At 65.5% G+C, this 19,890-nt stretch carries 18 protein-coding genes; 7 read left to right on the top strand and 11 right to left on the bottom strand.

Annotated elements, in window-relative coordinates:
* Both J2R78_RS10045 and J2R78_RS10050 read left to right on the top strand, forming a co-directional pair.
* Nucleotides 1–798, top strand: a complete 798-nt coding sequence (locus J2R78_RS10045) for an N-formylglutamate amidohydrolase (protein WP_253604126.1) — start codon at nucleotides 1–3, stop codon at nucleotides 796–798.
* Nucleotides 799–926: 128 nt separating this feature from the next.
* On the top strand, nucleotides 927–2,666 hold the full coding sequence (locus tag J2R78_RS10050; RefSeq protein WP_253604131.1) for an adenylate/guanylate cyclase domain-containing protein: 1,740 nt from the start codon (nucleotides 927–929) through the stop codon (nucleotides 2,664–2,666).
* Between the two features lie 169 nt (nucleotides 2,667–2,835).
* Here the strand turns inward: J2R78_RS10050 and J2R78_RS10055 are convergent, their stop codons facing one another.
* From J2R78_RS10055 to J2R78_RS10080, 6 genes are all read right to left on the bottom strand, one after another.
* A complete protein-coding gene (locus tag J2R78_RS10055; RefSeq protein ID WP_016839685.1) occupies nucleotides 2,836–3,018 on the bottom strand; it encodes a hypothetical protein in 183 nt (60 codons plus the stop codon).
* Nucleotides 3,019–3,025: 7 nt separating this feature from the next.
* Nucleotides 3,026–4,168, bottom strand: coding sequence for a PepSY domain-containing protein (locus J2R78_RS10060; RefSeq protein ID WP_256558834.1), 1,143 nt, complete (start codon nucleotides 4,166–4,168; stop codon nucleotides 3,026–3,028).
* A 30-nt stretch (nucleotides 4,169–4,198) separates the two neighbouring features.
* The gene (locus J2R78_RS10065; RefSeq protein WP_253604135.1) at nucleotides 4,199–6,493 is read right to left on the bottom strand and encodes a TonB-dependent siderophore receptor; all 2,295 of its coding nucleotides are present in this window, start codon (nucleotides 6,491–6,493) and stop codon (nucleotides 4,199–4,201) included.
* Between the two features lie 303 nt (nucleotides 6,494–6,796).
* Nucleotides 6,797–8,002: an NAD(P)/FAD-dependent oxidoreductase gene (locus J2R78_RS10070; RefSeq protein ID WP_253604137.1), complete on the bottom strand. Its 1,206-nt coding sequence runs from the start codon at nucleotides 8,000–8,002 to the stop codon at nucleotides 6,797–6,799.
* Between the two features lie 113 nt (nucleotides 8,003–8,115).
* Nucleotides 8,116–8,448, bottom strand: a complete 333-nt coding sequence (locus tag J2R78_RS10075; RefSeq protein ID WP_253604139.1) for a hypothetical protein — start codon at nucleotides 8,446–8,448, stop codon at nucleotides 8,116–8,118.
* A gap of 131 nt (nucleotides 8,449–8,579) precedes the next feature.
* Complete coding sequence (locus J2R78_RS10080) at nucleotides 8,580–9,530, bottom strand: helix-turn-helix transcriptional regulator (protein ID WP_253604140.1); 951 nt, start codon at nucleotides 9,528–9,530, stop codon at nucleotides 8,580–8,582.
* Between the two features lie 369 nt (nucleotides 9,531–9,899).
* On the opposite strand from J2R78_RS10080, the gene J2R78_RS10085 reads away from it, so the two are divergent.
* Nucleotides 9,900–10,832, top strand: coding sequence for a helix-turn-helix domain-containing protein (locus J2R78_RS10085; protein ID WP_253604142.1), 933 nt, complete (start codon nucleotides 9,900–9,902; stop codon nucleotides 10,830–10,832).
* A 12-nt stretch (nucleotides 10,833–10,844) separates the two neighbouring features.
* On the opposite strand, the gene J2R78_RS10090 is transcribed toward J2R78_RS10085, so the two are convergent.
* Nucleotides 10,845–11,024: a hypothetical protein gene (locus J2R78_RS10090; protein ID WP_253604144.1), complete on the bottom strand. Its 180-nt coding sequence runs from the start codon at nucleotides 11,022–11,024 to the stop codon at nucleotides 10,845–10,847.
* 9 nt (nucleotides 11,025–11,033) lie between these two features.
* Complete coding sequence (locus J2R78_RS10095) at nucleotides 11,034–11,267, bottom strand: DUF6894 family protein (RefSeq protein ID WP_253604146.1); 234 nt, start codon at nucleotides 11,265–11,267, stop codon at nucleotides 11,034–11,036.
* A gap of 193 nt (nucleotides 11,268–11,460) precedes the next feature.
* Between J2R78_RS10095 and J2R78_RS10100 the strand changes: the two genes are divergently transcribed.
* From J2R78_RS10100 to J2R78_RS10110, 3 genes are read left to right on the top strand one after another with little or no spacing between them, the layout of a single operon-like run.
* A complete protein-coding gene (locus J2R78_RS10100) occupies nucleotides 11,461–12,123 on the top strand; it encodes a TetR/AcrR family transcriptional regulator (protein WP_253604153.1) in 663 nt (220 codons plus the stop codon).
* On the top strand, nucleotides 12,120–14,801 hold the full coding sequence (locus J2R78_RS10105; protein WP_253604154.1) for a molybdopterin-dependent oxidoreductase: 2,682 nt from the start codon (nucleotides 12,120–12,122) through the stop codon (nucleotides 14,799–14,801). Before J2R78_RS10100 ends, J2R78_RS10105 begins: the two co-directional genes overlap by 4 nt.
* Entirely contained in the window at nucleotides 14,798–15,721 is a 924-nt protein-coding gene (locus tag J2R78_RS10110; protein ID WP_253604156.1) for a xanthine dehydrogenase family protein subunit M, read from the top strand. Before J2R78_RS10105 ends, J2R78_RS10110 begins: the two co-directional genes overlap by 4 nt.
* A 64-nt stretch (nucleotides 15,722–15,785) precedes the next feature.
* Here the strand turns inward: J2R78_RS10110 and J2R78_RS10115 are convergent, their stop codons facing one another.
* From J2R78_RS10115 to J2R78_RS10125, 3 genes are all read right to left on the bottom strand, one after another.
* Nucleotides 15,786–17,579, bottom strand: a complete 1,794-nt coding sequence (locus tag J2R78_RS10115) for an adenylate/guanylate cyclase domain-containing protein (RefSeq protein ID WP_375167010.1) — start codon at nucleotides 17,577–17,579, stop codon at nucleotides 15,786–15,788.
* A gap of 143 nt (nucleotides 17,580–17,722) precedes the next feature.
* The gene (locus tag J2R78_RS10120) at nucleotides 17,723–18,340 is read right to left on the bottom strand and encodes a LysE family translocator (RefSeq protein WP_028333127.1); all 618 of its coding nucleotides are present in this window, start codon (nucleotides 18,338–18,340) and stop codon (nucleotides 17,723–17,725) included.
* Between the two features lie 218 nt (nucleotides 18,341–18,558).
* Nucleotides 18,559–18,765, bottom strand: a complete 207-nt coding sequence (locus tag J2R78_RS10125) for a hypothetical protein (protein ID WP_253604161.1) — start codon at nucleotides 18,763–18,765, stop codon at nucleotides 18,559–18,561.
* A 95-nt stretch (nucleotides 18,766–18,860) separates the two neighbouring features.
* Between J2R78_RS10125 and J2R78_RS10130 the strand changes: the two genes are divergently transcribed.
* The gene (locus J2R78_RS10130; RefSeq protein WP_253604163.1) at nucleotides 18,861–19,868 is read left to right on the top strand and encodes an IS5 family transposase; all 1,008 of its coding nucleotides are present in this window, start codon (nucleotides 18,861–18,863) and stop codon (nucleotides 19,866–19,868) included.
* Nucleotides 19,869–19,890: the final 22 nt, after the last annotated feature.

Below are 19,890 nucleotides of genomic sequence, written 5' to 3' on the forward strand. Positions count from 1 at the left end.
TTGAATTACGGAGGCGGTCCATCGTTCCTGCTCGCGAGCACCGACGCTTCACCGGTTCTTGAACACAATGCCGACGGCCGCTCGCCGTTCCTGTTCACCTGCGACCACTACGGTAGGCTGATTCCCTCTCCGCTCGGCGACCTCGGCCTGCCCCAAGACGAGCTGGTGCGGCACATCGCCTGGGACATCGGCATCGCCGGCGTCGCAACCCGGCTCTCGGAGCGGCTCGGCGCGCATTTGATCGCGCAGCGCTATTCGCGGCTCGTGATCGACTGCAATCGTCCGCCGCATGTCGCAAGCTCGATCCCGCTGATCAGCGAGGCCACCACGGTGCCGGGCAATGAAGGCCTGTCGCGCGAGGCCGCCGAGATGCGCCACGCGCAGGTCTTCGATCCCTATCACAAACGCATCGACGAGATCATCGACGCGCGTGCGCGTCGGGGCCTGCCGACGATGCTGGTGTCGCTGCACAGCTTCACGCCGATCTACGCCGGCATCGCGCGACCCTGGCACATCGGCACGCTCTACCACCGCGACACGGTACTGCCGCCGCTGCTGTTGAAGCATCTGCGCGCCGAGGGCGATCTCGTGGTCGGCGACAACGAGCCCTACGCGGTCAGCGACGAGACCGACTACACGATCCCCGTGCATGGCGAGGCACGCGGCCTGATGAACTCGGGCATCGAGATCCGCCAGGACCTGATCTCCGACCAAGCCGGCGAGACGGCGTGGGCCGAACGGCTGGCGCGCATCCTCGGCGAGATCGAGGCGACGCTGCGCACGGAAGCGCTGATCTAGCGACTGACGGTCAGCCAGGGCGTGGCCTCTAGCCCGAAGGCGGCTCGACGTGCTTTAATTGGCCGGGTTGAACTTCCAAGTTAGGGTAGTCCGTGGCGCCCGAGCGAGTGGAAAGGCGACTGGCAGCAGTGCTGGCGGCAGATGTCGCCGGCTACAGTCGCCTGATGGGAGCGGACGAGGAAGGCACGCTCGCGCGGCTCAAGGCGGCCAGAAAGAATCTCATTGATCCAACGATCGCCGCTCATCGAGGCCGCATCGTCAAAACGACCGGCGACGGCATGCTTGTCGAATTCGGCAGCGCCGTCGATGCAGTGCGCAGCTCTGTAGAGGTTCAGGGCAGGATGGCGGAGCTCAACGCATCCGCACCGCAACAGCAGCGGATCGAATTTCGCATCGGCATTCACGTCGGCGACATCATCATCGACAACGACGACATCTTCGGCGACGGCGTCAACATCGCCGCGCGGCTGGAGAACATCGCGGACCCGGGCGGCATATGCCTGTCTGACGACGCCTACCGGCAGATCCGGAGCAAGGTCGATGCAGCCTTCGAAGACATGGGCCAACAGAATCTGAAAAACATCACTGAGCCGATCCGCGCCTGGCGAATGAAGATTGGCGCCAGACCTTCGCCTGAGCGCCATCCAACTCCCGCCGAATCGCATCACGTGCGCCCGTTTTCGGGAAAGCCCTCCATCGCGGTGCTGCCGTTTCAGAACATGAGCGGCGACAACGAGCAGGAGTATTTCGCGGACGGGATCGCGGAAGACGTCCTTACGACCCTGTCAAAGATACAGGAATTGATGGTGATAGCTCGCAACTCGAGCTTCGCGTTCAAGGGGCAGAACCGGGACATTCGCGAAATCGGGCAGATCCTGGGTGCTCGTTATCTGCTGGAGGGGAGCGTTCGAAAGATCGGCAATCGCATCAGGTTGACGGCGCAGTTGATTGATGGTCGAGACGGCGGCCATCTCTGGGCGGATCGCTTTGACGGAGACCTGGACGACGTGTTCGATCTCCAGGACCGAATTACGCAAGAGATCGTCGAAGCGCTCGAGGTCCAGTTGACGGTCGGCGAACGCGCAAGGGTGTGGAGAAAGCGCTCGGGCAGTCCGCTGGCTTATGAGTATGTTTTGAAGGGACGCGCCCTGTACGTTAATTTCGCAAGGCAAACTCACGCACAGGCCCGGAAGCTTTTTGAACAGGCGCTGGAGATCAATGCCTCGTTTATGCCGGCGCTCTACTTGTTGGGTCTGACCCTGACCGACCAGGCGCGCTTCGGTTGGATCAAGGATGAAAATGAAGCGTATCAAGCCGCACTGGGCTGCGCTGATCGGGCTCTCGCCGCCGACCCGAGCTTCGGGGAAGCATACCTGGTGATCGGCTATGTTCGTACCTATCAACGTCGTCATGATGAGGCTGTGGCAGCAGGAGAAACGGCGATCAGCCTCGCTCCCAGCAGCTCTGACGCCCATCACATGGCGGGCATGTACCACGGCTACGCCGGCAATTTCCGAAAGGCCGTCCTCTACGAGGAACACGCCCAACGGCTCAGTCCGATTGAGCGCAACGAATCGATGGTGGACGAAGCGCGCGCAAGATTTCATCTCGGAGATTTCGCGGCGGCGCACGATATAGCCTCCCGCGTGCTGAGGCAGCGGCCGCTCTGGCTGACCGCGCAGTCGACACTCATAGCGGCGCTCTGGAATCTCGGCCGGCAAGATGAAGCGCGGATGATCTCAAGCGACTTGCTGGCGGGCCACCCCAATTTCAGCCTGGCCCGCTGGGCGGGGCTGCTGCCGTATCGTCGACAGGGCGACCTGGACGCATTGGTCAACCCGCTACGCATGGCGGGGCTCCCGGAGTGAAGCCCGATGCCGCACGCCAGGCACCTGCGCGGCCGCGACTGCTTGTTCGGTTGCCGGTACGGCTTCTTGCGCATCTCCGCGGATGAGACACCGCAGGGATCGGCATATTCCGATTGGACCGGCTTTGCTGATTGCCCGGCCGGTTCGAAGCGCGATCAGGCGAACCCGATCAATTCGGCTGGCGCCGCCAGATGAACACCAGATAGAGCAGCACAGGCAGGCCGAGCCCGGCCCACGAGACCGCATCCCACCAGCCGTCGCCGACCAGCGCGCTGATCAATCCGACCGTGCTCACGATCGCGATGACGAGCGGGGCGGCGAAGATCTGGGTCAATGAACGATGCGAGACCATGCTGGCGTCACGACGATAATGCGGGGTTGTCGAGGGAGGCGGCGTTGGCGATCGCGCGTTCCTGGCTCACGCCCGCCTTGCGGCGGCGCATCCACAGATACACGCCGGTCACCAGGATGAAGATGGTCAGGATGTCGAGCAGTGCCCAGACGATCTTGAGCGGCATGCCGCCATAGTCGCCGAAATGCAGCGGCTGCGAGACGAACAGGGTCGTCACATACCAGGGCATGTCCCTTGTGTCGGTCAGCTTGCCGGTTTCCGCGTCGATCAGCGCCGGTTTGAGCAGCCGCGAGGTCAGCGGCGTATCGCCATGCAGGAACACGGCGTAGTGGCTCTTGCTGCTGAACAGGGTTCCCGGGAAAGCAACGAAGCTCGGCGTCATGCCGGGCACCGCATGGGTGGCCACTTCGACCGCCGCATTCAGCGAGGTCAGCTTCGACGGCACCGGCCGGTCCCTGTACTGCGCCGTCATTTCGGCGAGCTGGCCGAACTGCCACATCTTGAGCACGAGGTCGGCCCAGGTGTTGATGACCCCGGTGAAGCCGACGACCAGCGTCCAGGCGACGAGCAGGATGCCCGCGAGATTATGGACGTCGAGCCAGCGCACGACGCGGGTCCGCTGCGCGCGATAGGCGCCGAAACGCAGTTTCCGCATCGACGGCGCGTAGACCACGATGCCGGAGATGATCGCGACGCAGAACAGGATCCCCATCAATCCGAGGAACAGCTTGCCGGGCAGGCCTGCGAACATGTCGGTGTGCAGCTTCAACATGATGTAGGTGAAGCGGCCGGTCACATCGGGCGCATCGAGATAGGCGCCGCTATGCGTATCCATCCGGATCAGCAAATTGTTGGTCGGATCGGCATCGATGGTCGGACCGACGCTGACGAACATCGCGCTCGGATCGTCGCGATCCCAGATCAGGAAGTGAGGCACCTTTCCGGGTGCCTGCGCCAACGCGTTGCCGAGCAGACGGTCCAGATTGGCCGGCGGCGTGCCTGGCGGCACGTCGGGCGGCTTGACCTGGCTGTGCAGGAGATCGTCGATCTGCTCGTGGAAGATCAGCGGCAGGCCGGTGATGCAGAGCAGCAGCATGAACAACGTGCAGATAAGGCTGGTCCATTTATGGACAGCGCCCCATCGCCGCAAGGATCTGGTCGTCGCAGTCAATTTCGTTACCTAGTTCCAGGTGTACTTCATCGTGCCCAGCACCGTGCGGCCATTGCCGAGGCCGCAATAGGGAAGCCCGGTGAGGCAGGATGCAACGTAGAAGTGATCGGTCAGGTTGGTCACGTTGACCTGTGCCTTCCAGCCCTTCAGGTCCGGCCGCAGATAAGCGAAGTCGTAGCTGACCGACGCATCGAGCAAGGCATAGGAGGGAATGACAAAGGTATTGAGGTTGTCGCCGTAGGTCTCGCCGACATAGCGCACGCCGAGGCCGAGCCCAAGGCCCGCGAGCGCGCCGTCATACCAGGTATACTTGCCCCAGACCGCGCCCTGGTCCTGCGCCGTGTTCATCATGTACTTGCCGGCATAGCCGGCGATGCTCGTCGTCACCCGCGGATCGAGATGGGTGTATCCCGCCGTGATCTCGAGCTCGCGCGTGAGATTGCCCTTCAGCTCGAGCTCGAGGCCGCGGACACGCACGGCATCGGTCTGCACGTTGAACAGCGGGTTCAACGGATCGGCGGTCAGCACGTCCTGCTGACGGATATCGAACGCTGCCGCCGTCACCATGAAGTTCGAGCCGTTCGGCTTGAACTTGACGCCGACTTCCGCGCCCTCGCCCGTCGTCGGCCTGAACGACCGGCCGGCGCTGTCGGCGCCGAGGTTGGGCGTGAACGAGGTCCCGTAGCTGACATAGGGCGCGAGGCCGATATCGAACAGGTAGCTCAGGCCGATGCGCCCGGTTTGCGCCGAGTCATCGCGCGAATAGTGGCCGGCCGGCGGATAGAACGCCATGCTGGTGAAGCCGGAGCTGACCCAGTCCTGGCGGCCGCTCATGGTCAGCGTCCAGCGATCGAGCTTGATCTGATCCTGCAGATAGGCGCCGAGCTGCGACTGCCTGTCGTCGCGCAGAATGAAAGGCACCAGCGAGCTGGCTGACGGAACGGCGGTGCCGTAGACCGGACTATAGGCATCGATCGGCGCAATCGGCGTCGTGCGATAGTCCGTGTTCGCCCACAGATCGAAGTAGTCGACGCCGGCCAGCACCTTGTGGACCAGCGGCCCGGTGGCGAAATCCGCCTGCAGCTGATTGTCGAGCGCGACATTGGCGGCGTTGGCCTTGACGTAGTTGTAGGTGCGCGCGACCAGACGATCCGTCACCATGCCCTCGGTCCGCACCGATGCGAGGTCGTTGCTGACCTGGGTGTAGCGGAGGTTTTGCCGGAACTGGAAGATGTTGTCGAAGCGATGCTCGAACGCGTAGCCGACCGCGAACTGCTCGAGATGATAGCCATCCAGCCCGGGCTCGCCGAGGTAACGGCTGTAGGGAATATGTCCGTTGGGGTTGGGCAGGAACGACACCTGTCCCGGGACGTATTGCTGGTAACCCTTGTTGTCGACCTTCTGGTACTGCGAGAGCACGGTGAAGCTGGTGTCGTAGGTCGGGCGCCAGGTGAAGCTCGGCGCGATGAACAGCTTGTTGTCCTGAACGAAGTCGGTCTGGCTGTTGCTGTCGCGGCCAAGGCCGACGATGCGGTAAAGGAACCGGCCGTCCTTGTCGGCCGGACCGCCGATATCGAAGGCGCCCTGGAAGCGATCGAACGAGCCGAACGATCCCTCGATCTCGTAATGCGGCGTCTCGGTGGGCCGCTTGCTGACCAGGTTCAACAGGCCGCCCGGATCGGATTGTCCATACAGGCCGGATGACGGCCCCTTCAGGACCTCGATGCGCTCGAGACCATAGGTCTCGATGCGCGGGACCGCGAAGGTCGTGGTGTCGGTCGGCAGCCGCAACCCGTCGAGATAGCGCGGCGCGGTGAAGCCCCGCAGCTTGAACTCGTCGAAGAACGCGTTGGCGCCAAAACTCTCGATCGTCACGCCGGGCGTGTAACGCAGCGCTTCGGTGATGTTCTGCGCACCCTGCGCCTGGATCTGATCCTGGGTGACGATCGAGATCGACTGCGGCGTCGTCAGGACCGGGCTGTCGGTCTTGGTTGCGGTGACGCTCTGGCTGGCGAGATAACCGGTGACCGGGCCGTTGCCGCGCTCTCCGCCGCCACCTGCCCCCGGTGCTGGAACGTTCTGCGCGGGCGCCCGGTTCGCGATCGATCGCGGCGTCGTACGTGCAGGACGCGCCGCGCGTCGCGCCGGCAGCGTCCGCCGCGCCTGCTGCTGTTGTTTCGGCGCCTCGACCGTCACCGGCGGCAGCGCCGATTGCGCAACGCTTTCACGCGGCGTCACCACACTCAGCGCGAACAAACCGCTGCCAGCCATGTACCCGGCCGCCAGCGCAGTGCGACGAAACATCCGACCCCCGTCAACTCACATCGCCTTCATCCTCGCCGTCACTAACACGATGAAAGACGTACGCAGCTGATCGGTGATTAGAACACATCCAGTGTTGGGCTTATCGCCGATGGTGTTGCGAGCTCGCAACGTGAACGCAGCGAAACTGCGTCAATGCGCCTCAGATTTTTCGAGCGCTTCTAAGGACGATTCTAAACTGCGTTTCGCTCCGCGATACTTCGAGTCAGTTCCGCGCACAGCGATCGAACGACGCCGTGCGCGGAAGCGATGATCGCAGTTGCGGTGCTCTCGCCGAGCTCAGCGTCAGACTTCGGTGACGTGCTCCGGATCGGCGGATGCGAGCGCCGCGGCACGCTCGGCGCGCGGCGGATAGATCCAGACGGTGTTGATCTCCCGCTTGGTCTTCTTGGCCACATCGCCGACCATCTCGACCTTGCGCTCCCAGCCGCGGGTGAACAGCGCACCGGCCTCGCCGAGGTCGAGGCAGGTGACATAGGCCTTCTGGTGATACGGCTTGGTCGCGACACCGAGCAGCTCTGCCGCGGCGTTGTTGCCTGCAAAGGCGCCCATCCGCGTCGCGTGCTGGCACGACATCAGCGCGTAATTGCCGACATCGTCGCATGCAGCGCGCGCCGCATCGCCGGTGGCGAACACGCCCGCGACCGACGGCACGCGCAGATCACGATCGACCAGCAGCCGGCCGAAATTGTCGCGTTCCGCCGGGATCTGCGTGGTCAGCGGCGCGGCGCGAATGCCCGCCGCCCAGACCACGGTCGCGGCCTCGATATGCTCGCCGCTGGAGAGCGTGACGCCGGACTTGCTGACCTCGGCGACGCCGGCACCGAAGCGGCCTTCCACGCCGAGCTTGCGCATCGCGTCCTCGATGATCGGGCGCGGGCCCTCGCCCATGTCGGGTGCAATCGCGGCGTTGCGATCGACGATGACGACGCGCGGCTTGGCGTCCTTGCCAAGGATCTCGCGCAGCCGCGCCGGCATCTCGGTCGCCGCCTCGATGCCGGTGAAGCCGCCGCCGGCAACGACGACAGTGTCGCGTGCCACTGATGCCGGCTGCCTGGCGAGGTCGTGCAGATGGCGGTCGAGCGCGATCGCATCCGCAAGATTGTCGACGCTGAAGCCATGCTCGGCGAGACCGGGTACGTTCGGACGGAACAGCCGGCTGCCGGTCGCCACCACAAGGCGATCATAAGGCAGCGTCTTGCGCGCGTCCTTGGCGGTGACGATCTGTACGGTGCGGGCCTTGGTGTCGACGGCTTCGGCGCTGCCCTGCACATAGACGACGTCGATCGCGTTGAAGACGTCGAGCAGCGGCGCGGTCAGCGTCTCCGGCTTCGGCTCGTAGAGCCGCGGGCGGACCACCAGGGTCGGCTCCGGCGCGACCAGGGCGATCTCGAGCTCCTCGGGCGAAACGCCCTTGATGTCGCGCAGGCGGGCTGCGGAGAGCGCGGCATACATGCCGGCAAAGCCGGCGCCAATGATGACAATTCGCATGGGTATCTCCTCTGGGTTGACAGTCTCTGATGTCCGCGCGTTGCCGTCGCTGCCTGCCGCTTGCGGCGAAGCCTGTCGCGATCGGCGACGCGAAGAGGTGGAAAGGCGAGCGCCTATTGCCGGGCGCAGCTCGACAGGAACGGCGTGCGCGCCCCGGGCATGCAGGCTGCGCGGCAGCCTCTCGCGCCCGACAGCGCTCCATGGTGAAGGCCGATCGGCAGCGCGGCGCTCGGGAGCCAATCGCGGTAGAGCGCCTGGGCGGCGTCGCTGATCATCACCGACGTCATGGCATCGGCGCCCTGAACGGCCTGCGCCGGCGCATCGGCATCCTCGCCGGTTGCCGACGTGAAGCGGACGGTGAGCGTAAGCCCGTACATCAGTGCAGTCGCGAGAACCCGGCGTCGCCGCGTGACTGCAAGGGAGCTACCGAAATCCTTCCAGGCCATCGCTTGTCTCCGTTGTTGGCGTGGGCGCCACGGTGATCTAGCGAATTGGCCGTATGAGTGCCCCAGAGCGATTGCCTGACCTGAAGAGCGATTGCGGCTAGAGCATTTTCGGTTCTTTGCTCGAAAACGCTCTACCGCAGACGGCGCCGCCAATCGCTCGGGGTTTCGCCGGTCAGCTTCCTGAATGCGGCCGCGAACGCGGTCTGCGAACTGTAGCCGAGCGCCGCCGCGATCGAGACCACGGATGCGTCGGTGTCGCGCAGCATGTTCATGGCCTGCTCGAGCCGGTGCTGGCGCAGCCAGGCATGCGGCGAGAGCCCGGTGCTTTCCTTGAATGCGCGGCAGAAGTGAAAGCGCGACAGGCCGGCGTCCGCCGCCAGCGCCGCGAGCGAGACGTCCGCATCGCTGTCCGAGCGCAATCGCTCGATGGCGCGGCGCAGCGCCGTCGGCGCAAGACCGCCTACGGTCACCTGCACGGTCGCAGGCACGCCGGCGTGCGCCGACAGCAGGCGCGTGGCCAAAAGATCCGTCAGTTGCTGCCGGAACAGCGCATCCAGCGCCGCGCTGCCCTCGAGTGCATCAGCGGCGCTCAGCAGCAACCGCGATGTAATCGGATCGGGATGCCCGGTGCGCTCCAGCAGATCGCCGGGAGCGGCGGTGTCGGCCTCGCCGGCGACGCGCGCCAGCGTCGCATGCGGAAGATAGAGCTGAACGACATGCACCGACTGGTGAATATCCCAGCGCGAGCTCGAGCCGGCCGGGATGATCGTCACGACCCCGGACCGGGCCGTTCCGATCGAAGCCACCCTGCCGGTGCGCCGCTCCAGCCGCTGCGAGCCTGCGGGATAGCTCATGACGACGTGGTCGACCATCGGCCTGACCACGTCGTGCAGCGCGTCATGCTTCCAATAGGCGATCGCGCCGCTCGACGGGTCGGCCGCCATGCGAAGCGGCTGCGTCTTGAGCACGCGGGCCATCTCCTGGCCGGCCGGGCAGCGCGGACCGGCCGGCGCCTCGGCCTGCCGCGCATCGGATGCGGCGGGCGAATCCCGCAAAGGATCGTGCAGGATCGGCTTACTCATCACCTGTGCTCGCGTTTGAAGGCTCATGCGCTCCCTCCTTGCGGGCCGGTCTGTCGGACCCATGAGGCGCGGAACTGCCCGCCGGACCTAAGCGCCGCGCGGTTCGAATGTCTTTCCTGAAACGGCCATGCTTTGCCCAATTCTGCGCCAAGCGCGCGGCTGCGACATTTCTGCGTCCGGCACGGTCGATTGGACCAAAGCAGTTGAATTCATTCCGGAATCGCATTGCGCTGAACGACCGGCAGCATCGTTCATGATCGCGTGAGACAACTGGACTGCGCCGCAGCAATCCCGGATAATGAGTGACGGCTTCGCAGGCTGACTGACAAGTCCCTGCCCGGCTGCACATCAATGATGGACTCAACACGCATGGCACAGGCGGGCGCCTACGGGCAGCGGCTCGGGCAATTCCTACGCCTGAGGGATACGCCGCCGGCGCTGATCACGCGCACGCTGCGCAGCGCCGAACTCGCGGTCACCGAAACCCGGGACGACAACCCGGTGCCCGGGCTGTCCGGATCGCTCACCGCCGAGGATGCCTTTCTGGTCAGCCTGAAGCTGCACGATTATCCGGACTGCGAATTGTGGGAGGGCGGCAAGTGCCTCATGAAGCGGGATATCCCGGCGGGCGCGACCTATCTTTACGATCTCAAACGCGATCCGCGCTACGTGATCGACAAGCCGTTCCACTCGCTGTTCTTCTATCTGCCGCGCTCGGCGCTCACTGATTTCGCCGAACAGACCGGCTCGCCGCGCATCGGTGAACTGTCCTGCGAAATCGGCACCGGTCACGACGATGGCGTCATTCGTCACGTCGGGGCGCTGCTGCGCGAGGGATTGCGCCGGCCGGACGAAACCAACCAGCTGTTCATCGATCACATGATGCTGGCGCTGACCGCGCACGTCACCCGGACCTATGGCGGAATACAACATCCGACCGGACCGGCCCGTGGCGGCCTCGCCGCCTGGCAGATCAACCGCGCCTGCGAAAAGCTCGAATCCGACCTCAGCGGGAAGATTTCGCTGAAGCAGATCGCGGCCGAGCTCGATCTGTCGGTCGGCCATTTTTCGCGCGCCTTCCGCATCTCCACCGGCCTGCCACCGCACCAATGGCTGCTTCAGCAGCGCCTGAAGGTGGCCAAGCAACTGATGGCGGCGCGCGACCTGTCGCTGTCCGAGATCGCGATTTCGGCCGGCTTCGCCAATCAAAGCCACTTCACGCGGGTGTTTTCCGCCGTGGTCGGCGTCAGCCCGGCGGCGTGGCGGCGCGAGATGCACCGCCCGGCGAGAAGCGAGAGCTGAACAGCGCCGCGCTCAACCGGCCGGCGCGGCTTGAACGGCGTGCTTCGCATGCCATTTGGGACCCGGTCCGCGCATGTAGTGCAGCTCGGGCCGGTAGGGATCGCGAATTCGCGCGATCAGATTCTGCAAGCCCGCCGTAATCGCGTTCCAGCTGTCGCGCAGAAGGAGCAATGATGCGTGCGGTGACAGCATGGCGCCCTCTCAGTGCGGCTTGCCGAGCACGGATGCGAAGGACAGGATCAGGATCTCCTCGCCGGCGTCGTCGCTGACATGCACGACCCAGTCGCGCCAGTCTTCCAGGCTGACCGTTGCGACCAGCGATCGCATCATGCACGTCGCCGCTTCGCAGGCCTCCGAGAGGCTGGTCACCGAGGTGCCGCGGCGATCCATCAGCACCCCGTGCGTGGTCGAGCAATGGAAAAAGACCTGGGTCATGTGCGTATCCTCGCAAGCTCCGGACCAGAAGGTCATCTTTGGAGCTCCACGTTTCTTCGACGCGACCATTCGAAAGGCGGTTCACACGGACGCGGGCCGCGCGGCGGCCTCGCGGAATGGTGATCAAGCCCCAGCACCGCCTCCTCACCAAATCGCGATTTGACAGTTTTTCTATATTTGTCAAAATCGTCAAATGGGACCGAAAACCCGCATCCTCGATGCCACCATGCTGGTGTTCCGCCGGCACGGCTTTCGCCGCTCCTCGATCGAGCAGGTCGCCGAGGCGGCCGGCCTGACGCGGCAGGCGCTCTATCACCACTTCGAATCCAAGGAAGCGCTGTTCCGTGCCGTGATCGAGCGCGTGCATGAGTCCGCGATCGCGGCCGAGGAGACCGCCCTTGCCGCGGCGGAGACCGCGGGCGGCGATCTCGGCGACATCCTCGCCGCGGGCATGACCGCACGGATGTCGACCATGATCGGCTCGCTGGACGGCTCGCCGCATCTCGAGGAGTTGTATTCCGAGCACCTCGTGCACGCGCGCGACCTCTACCAGACCTACGCCGCGCGCTATGCGGAGCGCATGGTCGCGACGATCACGCGGATCGTGCGCAAGCAGCAGCTCGCGCTGCCGCAGGACCTCTCGCCGGCCGAATTCGCGCGGCTGGTCGAGATGGCGATGTACGCAGCGAAGTCGCAATATCCGGCGATGCAGCCGTCGGATGCGTTCCTGAAGGATATGGCGATCATGGTGCGGACGCTCTGCGCCGGCGCGCTACCGAAATCGCAGAAGCCGCTCGTCAAGAAGGCGGCAATCCCCAAGAGGCCGACACGCAGGACAACTGGAGGACATCCATGAGCACGACGACCGTCAATGGCCGCGTCGAATCCCTGCCCGATGATCCCGATGCGCTCTTGATCGACATCGTGCGCGACCAGCTCAAGCTAACCGGCACCAAGCTGGTGTGCGGCGCCGGCGTCTGCGGCGCCTGCACCGTGCTGGTCGACGGCGCGCCGGTCGCAAGCTGCCTGATGCCGGCGCACGCCGCCGCCGGCAAATCGGTGACGACGGTGGAAGCCATCGGCGCGTCCGGGCTGCATCCGGTGCAGAAGGCGTTCATGGCGCATGACGCCCTGCAATGCGGCTTCTGCACGCCCGGCTTCATCGTGGAAGCGACCGCGTTCTGCGACCGCTGGCGCGCGACCAGGGGAACGGCGGTGCCGTCGCGCGAGGAGATCGGCGCGGCGCTGTCCGGTCATCTCTGCCGCTGCGGCGCCTATGACGGGATCTTCCGTGCGGTGGCGGATGCCTGCGCCGGCCGTTTCGACGGCGATCATGTCACGGCGCCCCGCATCGAGGCCCGCGACAAGGTGACGGGCGCGGCGAAATACACCGTCGACATCCATCATGACGGCCAGCTCGAAGGCCTGATCCTGCGCTCGCGCGAGGCGCATGCGCGCATCGCCACGCTCGATCTGGCGCCGGCGCGCGCGCTCCCCGGCGTTACCGCGGTGTCGCTGCTCGGCGACGACCGTGTCGTGCGCTATGTCGGCGAGCCGATTGCGGCGGTTGCCGCCCGCGATCGCAAGACGGCGCTGGCCGCGCTGGCCGCGATCAAGCTGACCAGCGAGCGCCTGCCCGCCGTGGTCGGGCTCGACGCCGGACGCAAGGATGATGCGCCCGTGGTGTTCGACAAGGCGAGCCGCAAGCGGGCCGGCAACGTCTCGGAAGCGGCCGGCGGGCCGGCGCCCTGGAAGCAGAACATCCGCGGGCCGACCGCGGTGTTCTCGACCCGCGCCAAGAAGGCCCGCAACTGGGTCGACGAGGCGCGCCAGGCCAACAACAAGCTACTCGTCGAAGCCACCTTCCGCACCGCCACGCAGCAGCATGCTTGTCTCGAGCCCCACGCCGCGGTGGCGCGCTTCGACGGCGACCGGCTGACCCTGCACGCCTCGACCCAGCAGGTGTTTCACCTGAAGGAGCAGATCGCAAAACGCTACAAGCTCGATCACGACAAGGTCCGCGTGATCGCGGAGCACGTCGGCGGCGGCTTCGGCTCGAAAGCGAGCCTCGGCACCGAGACGATCGCCGCGATCGAGCTGGCCCGCGCGGCGAAAGCGCCGGTGCGGGTCGCCTATGATCGCCAGGAAGAACTCTCGGTCGCCGGTTATCGGCCGGCCGCGGAGTTGAAGGTCGCGCTGCTGCCTTCCGAGCAAGGCGGCCTGAAGGCGCTCTCGGTCACCGCGCATGCCGATACCGGGGCCGCGACCAACTCGACCATCGCGGGACTGGCGCGGCTGATCTATCCGGCCGAGGCGAAGGATCTTTCGGACTTCGACGTCATCAGCAATCTGCCGCCCGGCGCCGCCTTCCGCGGCCCCGGCGGTCCGCCGATGGCGTTCGCGGTGGAGCAGGCGATCGACGAGGCCGCGCTGCGGCTCAACGTCGATCCGATCGCCTTGCGCAAGCGCTGGGATCCCGATCCCAACCGTCAGCGGCTCTACGATTGGGCATCCGGGCTCGAGATCTGGCGCAACCGCAAGCCGGCGCAGAACGGCCGCTATCGCCGCGGCATCGGGGTCGCCACGGGCTACTGGCTCTATCTGTGGCAGCCCAAGGTGAAGGTCGAGGTCGCGGTCAAGGGCGGCCGCATCGTCGCCAGCACGGCGACGCAGGACATCGGCACCGGCACCCGCAGCGTGCTTGCCGACGCGATCGCGCGCGAGTTCGATCTCGAACCCGGTGAGATCGATGTGCGGATCGGCGATTCCTCGCTGCCCGAAGGCCCCGGCTCCGGCGGCAGCCGCGTCACCGCCTCGGTGATGCCGCCGACGCTGCAGGCGGTGCGGAAGCTGAAGGCCGCGATGCTCGAACAGGCCACGCGAAAGCCGGCGCCCGGCTCGAACGCGCCCTGGCGCGAGCTGATCGCGCGCTCGCCCGACATCGCAATGGTGGAGACGCGCGGCGAGGACGGCAAGAACACCGCGCCCGGCATCCGCTCGCCGCTGCGCGAAGTCGGCCTGATGGGCATGGTGTTCGGCTGGATGATGCGCCGCTTCTCGAACATCGCGGTCGGCGCCGGCGTGCCAAGCTCGGTGCAGGTCATCGAGGTGGAGGTCGACACCTGGCTCGGCCATGTCCGCGTGCTCAACGTGCATACCGGCATCGCGGTCGGCAAGATCGCAGCGCCGGCGCTGGCGCGCAGCCAGGCCTGCGGCGCGGTGATCCAGGGCCTCGGCTACGCCCTCTACGAGGCGCGCGAGCTTGATCCGAAGACCGGCGACGTCCTGACCGCGGGGATGGAGGATTATCGCATCCCTGGGATCGCCGACACGCCGGAGATCGAAGTCCATTTCGACGAAGCCGGCTTCGATCACGTGCTCGGCAACAGCGTCGGCATCGGCGAGGCTTCGACGGTACCGACCTCGGCCGCCGTCGCCAACGCGATCCACAACGCGATCGGCGTCCGCCTCACCGAGATTCCGATCCGGCCCGATCGCATCGTCGCCGCGCTGAAAGGGAGGGATGCCGCATGAGTGTCGCGACTGCAGACGTCATCTGCGCGCCCGAATTCCGCGCTGCCGGCACCGATCTGTCGGAGCGCCGCCGCAGCGGCCTGTCGTGCGGCTCGATCATCGATCTCGCCGCCGGTCCCGACACGATCGGCGTTGCGTGGAATGCGGACGGCTCGGCCCGCATCGGCGCCCTGACCACGATCGCTGCGATCGCATCCGACGCGCGACTTGCCCAGGCTTACCCCGGCATCGCCGCAGCCGCGCAGGGCCTCGCCACGCCGCAGATCCGGCACATGGCGACGCTCGGCGGCAACCTCGCCCAGCGCTCGCGCTGCTGGTATTTCCGCAATCCGCAGATCGCCTGTCTCAAGAAGGGCGGCCCCGACTGCCCGGCGCGATCCGGCAACCACCTCTATCACGTCGCGTTCGATCTCGGCCCATGCGTCGCGCCGCATCCGTCGACGATGGCGATGGCGCTGCTCGCCTATGATGCGAAGGTCACCACCGATCGGCGCAGCGGCTTATCGATCTCCGAGCTGCTCGGCGACGGCAGCAACGGCGCGGCCGACAATCTGCTTGCACCGGGCGAACGCATCGAGCGGATCGAGCTTCCCGTTCCGCTGGCCGGCGAGCGCGCGCTGTACAAGCGCGCCATCAGCCGGACGCATGCGGAATGGCCGCTGGTCGAGATCTGCGTGCGTGCGGTGATCTCCGGCGGCGCGTTCCAGCAGGTCCACATCGCCGCCGGCGGCATCGCCCCGGTCCCGCTGCGTCTGACCGCGTCCGCGGCGGCGCTGCAGGGTAAGCAGATTAACGCGGCGACCATCGCGCAAGCCACCGAGCTGGCGATCTCGGGAGCCAGGCCGCTGCCGATGACCGGATACAAGCTCGAGCTGCTGACGGGCCTGGTGCGCGACGTGGTCGAGCGGATCGTGGCGTAGGATCAAGCGCCCATTCGCCGCCTCGAGACAGCGTCGCGTCTGGAATGCATAGATCCAGGAATTCCTACGCCGGTATGCCGGCCTCACACAGCACGGCGACCATGCGGTCGCCCCATTCGGCGGATCTGGTCGGAAAATTCTGCCGCGCGTAGGACGCGCGGAAATCGGGCCGCAGCTTGAGCAGCCGGCCGGCGATGACGCGCGCCTCGTCGAGGCGCCCCGAGCCAACCTCGTTCATGATCAACGCGCTGAGCGTGTGTGCGTCTTCGCCGATCACCAGCGCCTTGGCGGCGGCCGCGCGGCCCTGCTCATACTGACCGAGCATGAAATGCGCGAAACTGATTCCGTTCCACATCGACGCCCGCCCGGGATCGATCGGGCTGAGCCGGAGTCTGTGCTCAAAACTTTCGATCGCGCGTGCCGGCTGCGCGCACATGAGCGAAATCCAGCCGCGATATCCCCACGCCGCAGCATCGTTCGAATTGAGCAAGATCGCCTCTTCGATCATGGTTTCAGCGCGATCGTAGTCGTGGCCGAGATAGGCAAACATGTGAGCCGCGCGCACCAGCACGAACGGATCGTCGCTCGCCAGCACGCAGGCGAATTCGGCGATCCGCAGCGCCTCCGCCAACTCCTGCGCGCCGGGGGGCGTGCCGCGCGTGGTCTGTTTCAGCAGCGACGAATAGGCCAGCATGACCTGAGCGGCTGCATAGTTCGGATCAAGCCCGCAGGCCTTGTTGAACCACTCGCCGAGTTCAGCGTCGCCCCACTTGGAGCGATCTGCATAGGCCGCAATGCCTCTCAGAAAGAGATCGTAGCTATCGAGACGGTCGGTCGGCTTGGTTCGGGTTCGTTCGATTTCGCTCTGCTGGATCTTCGGAGCTATGATGCTGACGACATTCGCGGTGACCTGGTCCTGCAGGTCGAACACATCCCTCAGTTCGCCGTCGAACCTGTCCGCCCAGAGATGCGTACCGCTGCCGGCCTCGATCAGTTGCGCGGTGATCCGAACGCGCCCACTCGACTTGCGCACTGATCCCTCCAGCACGTATCGCACACCGAGCTCGTGCCCGACCTGCTTGATGTCGACGGACTTCCCCTTGTAGGTGAAGCTTGAATTGCGCGCGATCACAAACAGCGATCTGAAGCGCGACAGCGCGGTAATGATGTCCTCGACGACGCCGTCGGCAAAGTATTCCTGCTCCGGATCACCGCTCATATTCTGGAACGGCAGCACCGCGATGGAGGCCTTCTCGGCAATCGCGGCTGGGGAAGCCGGTGCAGTGAACGCGTGCTTCGCGATCGCGGCCGCTGCGGAGGCGCCGCCGACGCGAACTCTCCATGTCCGAATAGGCTCGGCAATATTCTTCAGGACCTGCGGCCCCTTGTCCTCGAAGGTCGCATCGACCTTGCCGCGAATGTGCCGTTGCACGTCATCGGAAATGCAGACGCCACCCGGCTCGGCAATCCCCTCCAGGCGCGCTGCGATGTTGACGCCGTCGCCAAAGATATCGTTGTCATCAAAGATGATGTCGCCGACGTGGATTCCGATTCGGAATTCGAGCCGCCGCTCCGTTGGCACGGCAGCATTCTGATCGGCCATGCGGCGCTGCACTTCGACGGCACTGCGCACCGCGTCGACGGCGCTGGCGAATTCAACGAGGATTCCGTCGCCGGTCGTCTTGACGACGCGGCCGCGATGTGCCGCCAGCGCCGGATCCAGCAACGCTCGCCTGACCGACTTCAGCTTGGCCAGAGTGCCTTCCTCGTCGATTCCCATCAGCCGGCTGTAGCCGGCGATATCGGCCGCCAGAACCGCTGCCAGACGCCGATCCATGCTATCGGTGGTCAAGGACATGCCCCCGGACGAGGGGTTAATTTTCGTCGCCGATCAAAGCACGGCTGACGGCCTCCGGGCTAGAGCAAACGTCTGCGCTGCTTACCCAGGCTGGAAATCGGCGGCATTGTCAACGACGACCTTGAGGCTGTCGCCCAGCGGGTCTATCGCGCCCGGGTCAGCGCCAGCCAGATGCCGCCGCCGATCATGAAGCCGCCCGAGATGCGCGACATCAGCCGGGTCCGCTCCTTGGAGAAGAATTTGCGGGCGCGGCCGGCCGCCAAGGCGTAGGCGGCGTCGGTCAGCACGGCGGTCGCCATGAAGGTGAGGCCGAGCAGCGCCACCTGCGGAACGTGCGGCTTGTCCATATCCATGAACTGCGGGATGAAGGCGCCGAAGAACACCAGCACCTTCGGGTTCGAGAGCAGCACCAGAAAGCCTTGCAGGAAGAAGCCGCCGCGCGGCGGCGGCGGCGTGTCGTCGGTGCTGACGCCCTCGACCGGCGAGCGGATCAGCTTGAAGCCGAGCCAGACCAGATAGGCGGCGCCGGCAAAGCGCACCCAGTCGAACCAGTAGCCCATCGTCGCCATCAGCGAGGTCAGCCCGACCGCGACGGTGCCGATCACGATCGCAAGCCCCACCTGCGCGCCCAGCACGTTGGTGAGCGCGGCGCGCGTGCCGTAGCGCAGCCCGTTGGCGATCACCATCGTGACGATCGGACCGGGCAGCAGCGCCAGCGCGATGCAGGCGGCGACGAAGGCGAAATAGGCTTGCAGGGACATGGGAGAGCTCGTTTGTTTATCGTCATTATGCACGAGAGTGGCAGACATGGAAGCGCGTCCGCTCCCTCGCCCCGCTCTTGCGGGGAGAGGGTTGGGGTGAGGGGCTCTCTCCGCCAGGCGATGCGAGTCGTTAGACCTGTACCCCCTCACCCGGATCGCATCTGGCGATGCGATCCGACCTCTCCCCGCAAGCGGGGCGAGGTGAAGAGAGATCACGCTCAACGGCGTTCCATTGCCGCGATCATCCATGCGCTGATCTCGCGCCCCTCCAGAAATTTCAACGTCGCGCCTTGCACGCGCCCAACATCGCCGCTCCCCTGCGCCACGACCGCCATCAGGTCGCAGCGATGCGACACCGCGATGCCGATCGCGATGCGCTTCCCCTTGGGCATCTCGAGATCATAGACCCTGAGCCGCCCCGGCATGTCGGCGACAGCAACGGCATCGCCCGCTTTCAGAGGGCTTTGCAGAAGTCGCCCGGGATGATTCTCTTTTGGTGAAGGATTCGCCGGAGGGTCGGATGGCGGAGCGCCAGATTGGTCAATTGAGCTTTACAGATGGGCTGATGAATGACGCGGCCAGGGCCAATGCGCCATTGCAGCGAGTGTCGGAACTGGTCGACTGGAACGCGATTGAAGCGCTGCTGAGCGGCTTGCGCAGCGGGTCGATGGGGGCGCCAGCTTACCCGTCGCTGGCGCTGTTTAAGGCGCTGTTGCTGCAGCAATGGTATGGTCTGTCGGATCCGGGACTTGAGGAAGCACTGGTGGACCGCCTGTCGTTCCGGCGCTTTCTGGGCCTGTCGCTGAGTGAGCCGGTGCCGGATCATTCCACGCTGTGGCGTTTCCGCGAACAACTGGCCAAGAGCGGGCTGGCGGAGCGCGCTTTCGCCCTGATTACGGCGCAGATCGAGAAGTCCGGCTTCGTCTTGAAGCGCGGCACATTGATCGACGCTTCGCTGATCCGCTCGGCGGTAAATCCACCCGAACCACCGGATCCCGATTTGCCCCCGGATGCGGACGGGCGGCCGGCCAGCAAACTGGTCAAAAGCGCGCACGATCCTGACGCTGCCTGGACCAAGAAGGACGGCAAATATGCCTTCGGCTACAAGATGCACGTGGCGATGGACCAAGGCAGTCGCATCATCCGGCGCCTCGCCTTTACGCCAGCCAATGTCAACGACACCGTGCCCGCCGACGGGCTGATCTGCGGCGACGAGGCAACGGTCTACGCTGACAAAGCCTACGATACCATCGCGCGACGCGTGCGGTTGAAGGAGATGGATATTCGCGACGGCATCATGCGCAGACACAACCGCTGGCTTCGCTTGGGACCTTGGGCGGTGCGTCGTAATGCGGTCATCTCGCATCGACGCGCGCCGATCGAGCCGTTGTTCGCATTGCTCAAGCGCGTCTACGGTCTGGCGCGTGCCCGCTATCGGGGCCTGATGCGCAATGCCGCAGCTTTCCAGCTCGCCGCGACTGCGATCAATCTCCAGCGATGGGCCAGGACGCCACCCCAGATCGCCTAACCAAACCAGCCATCCAGCCATC

This window comes from Bradyrhizobium sp. USDA 4538, from assembly GCF_024171045.1.
Lineage (GTDB): Bacteria > Pseudomonadota > Alphaproteobacteria > Rhizobiales > Xanthobacteraceae > Bradyrhizobium > Bradyrhizobium australafricanum.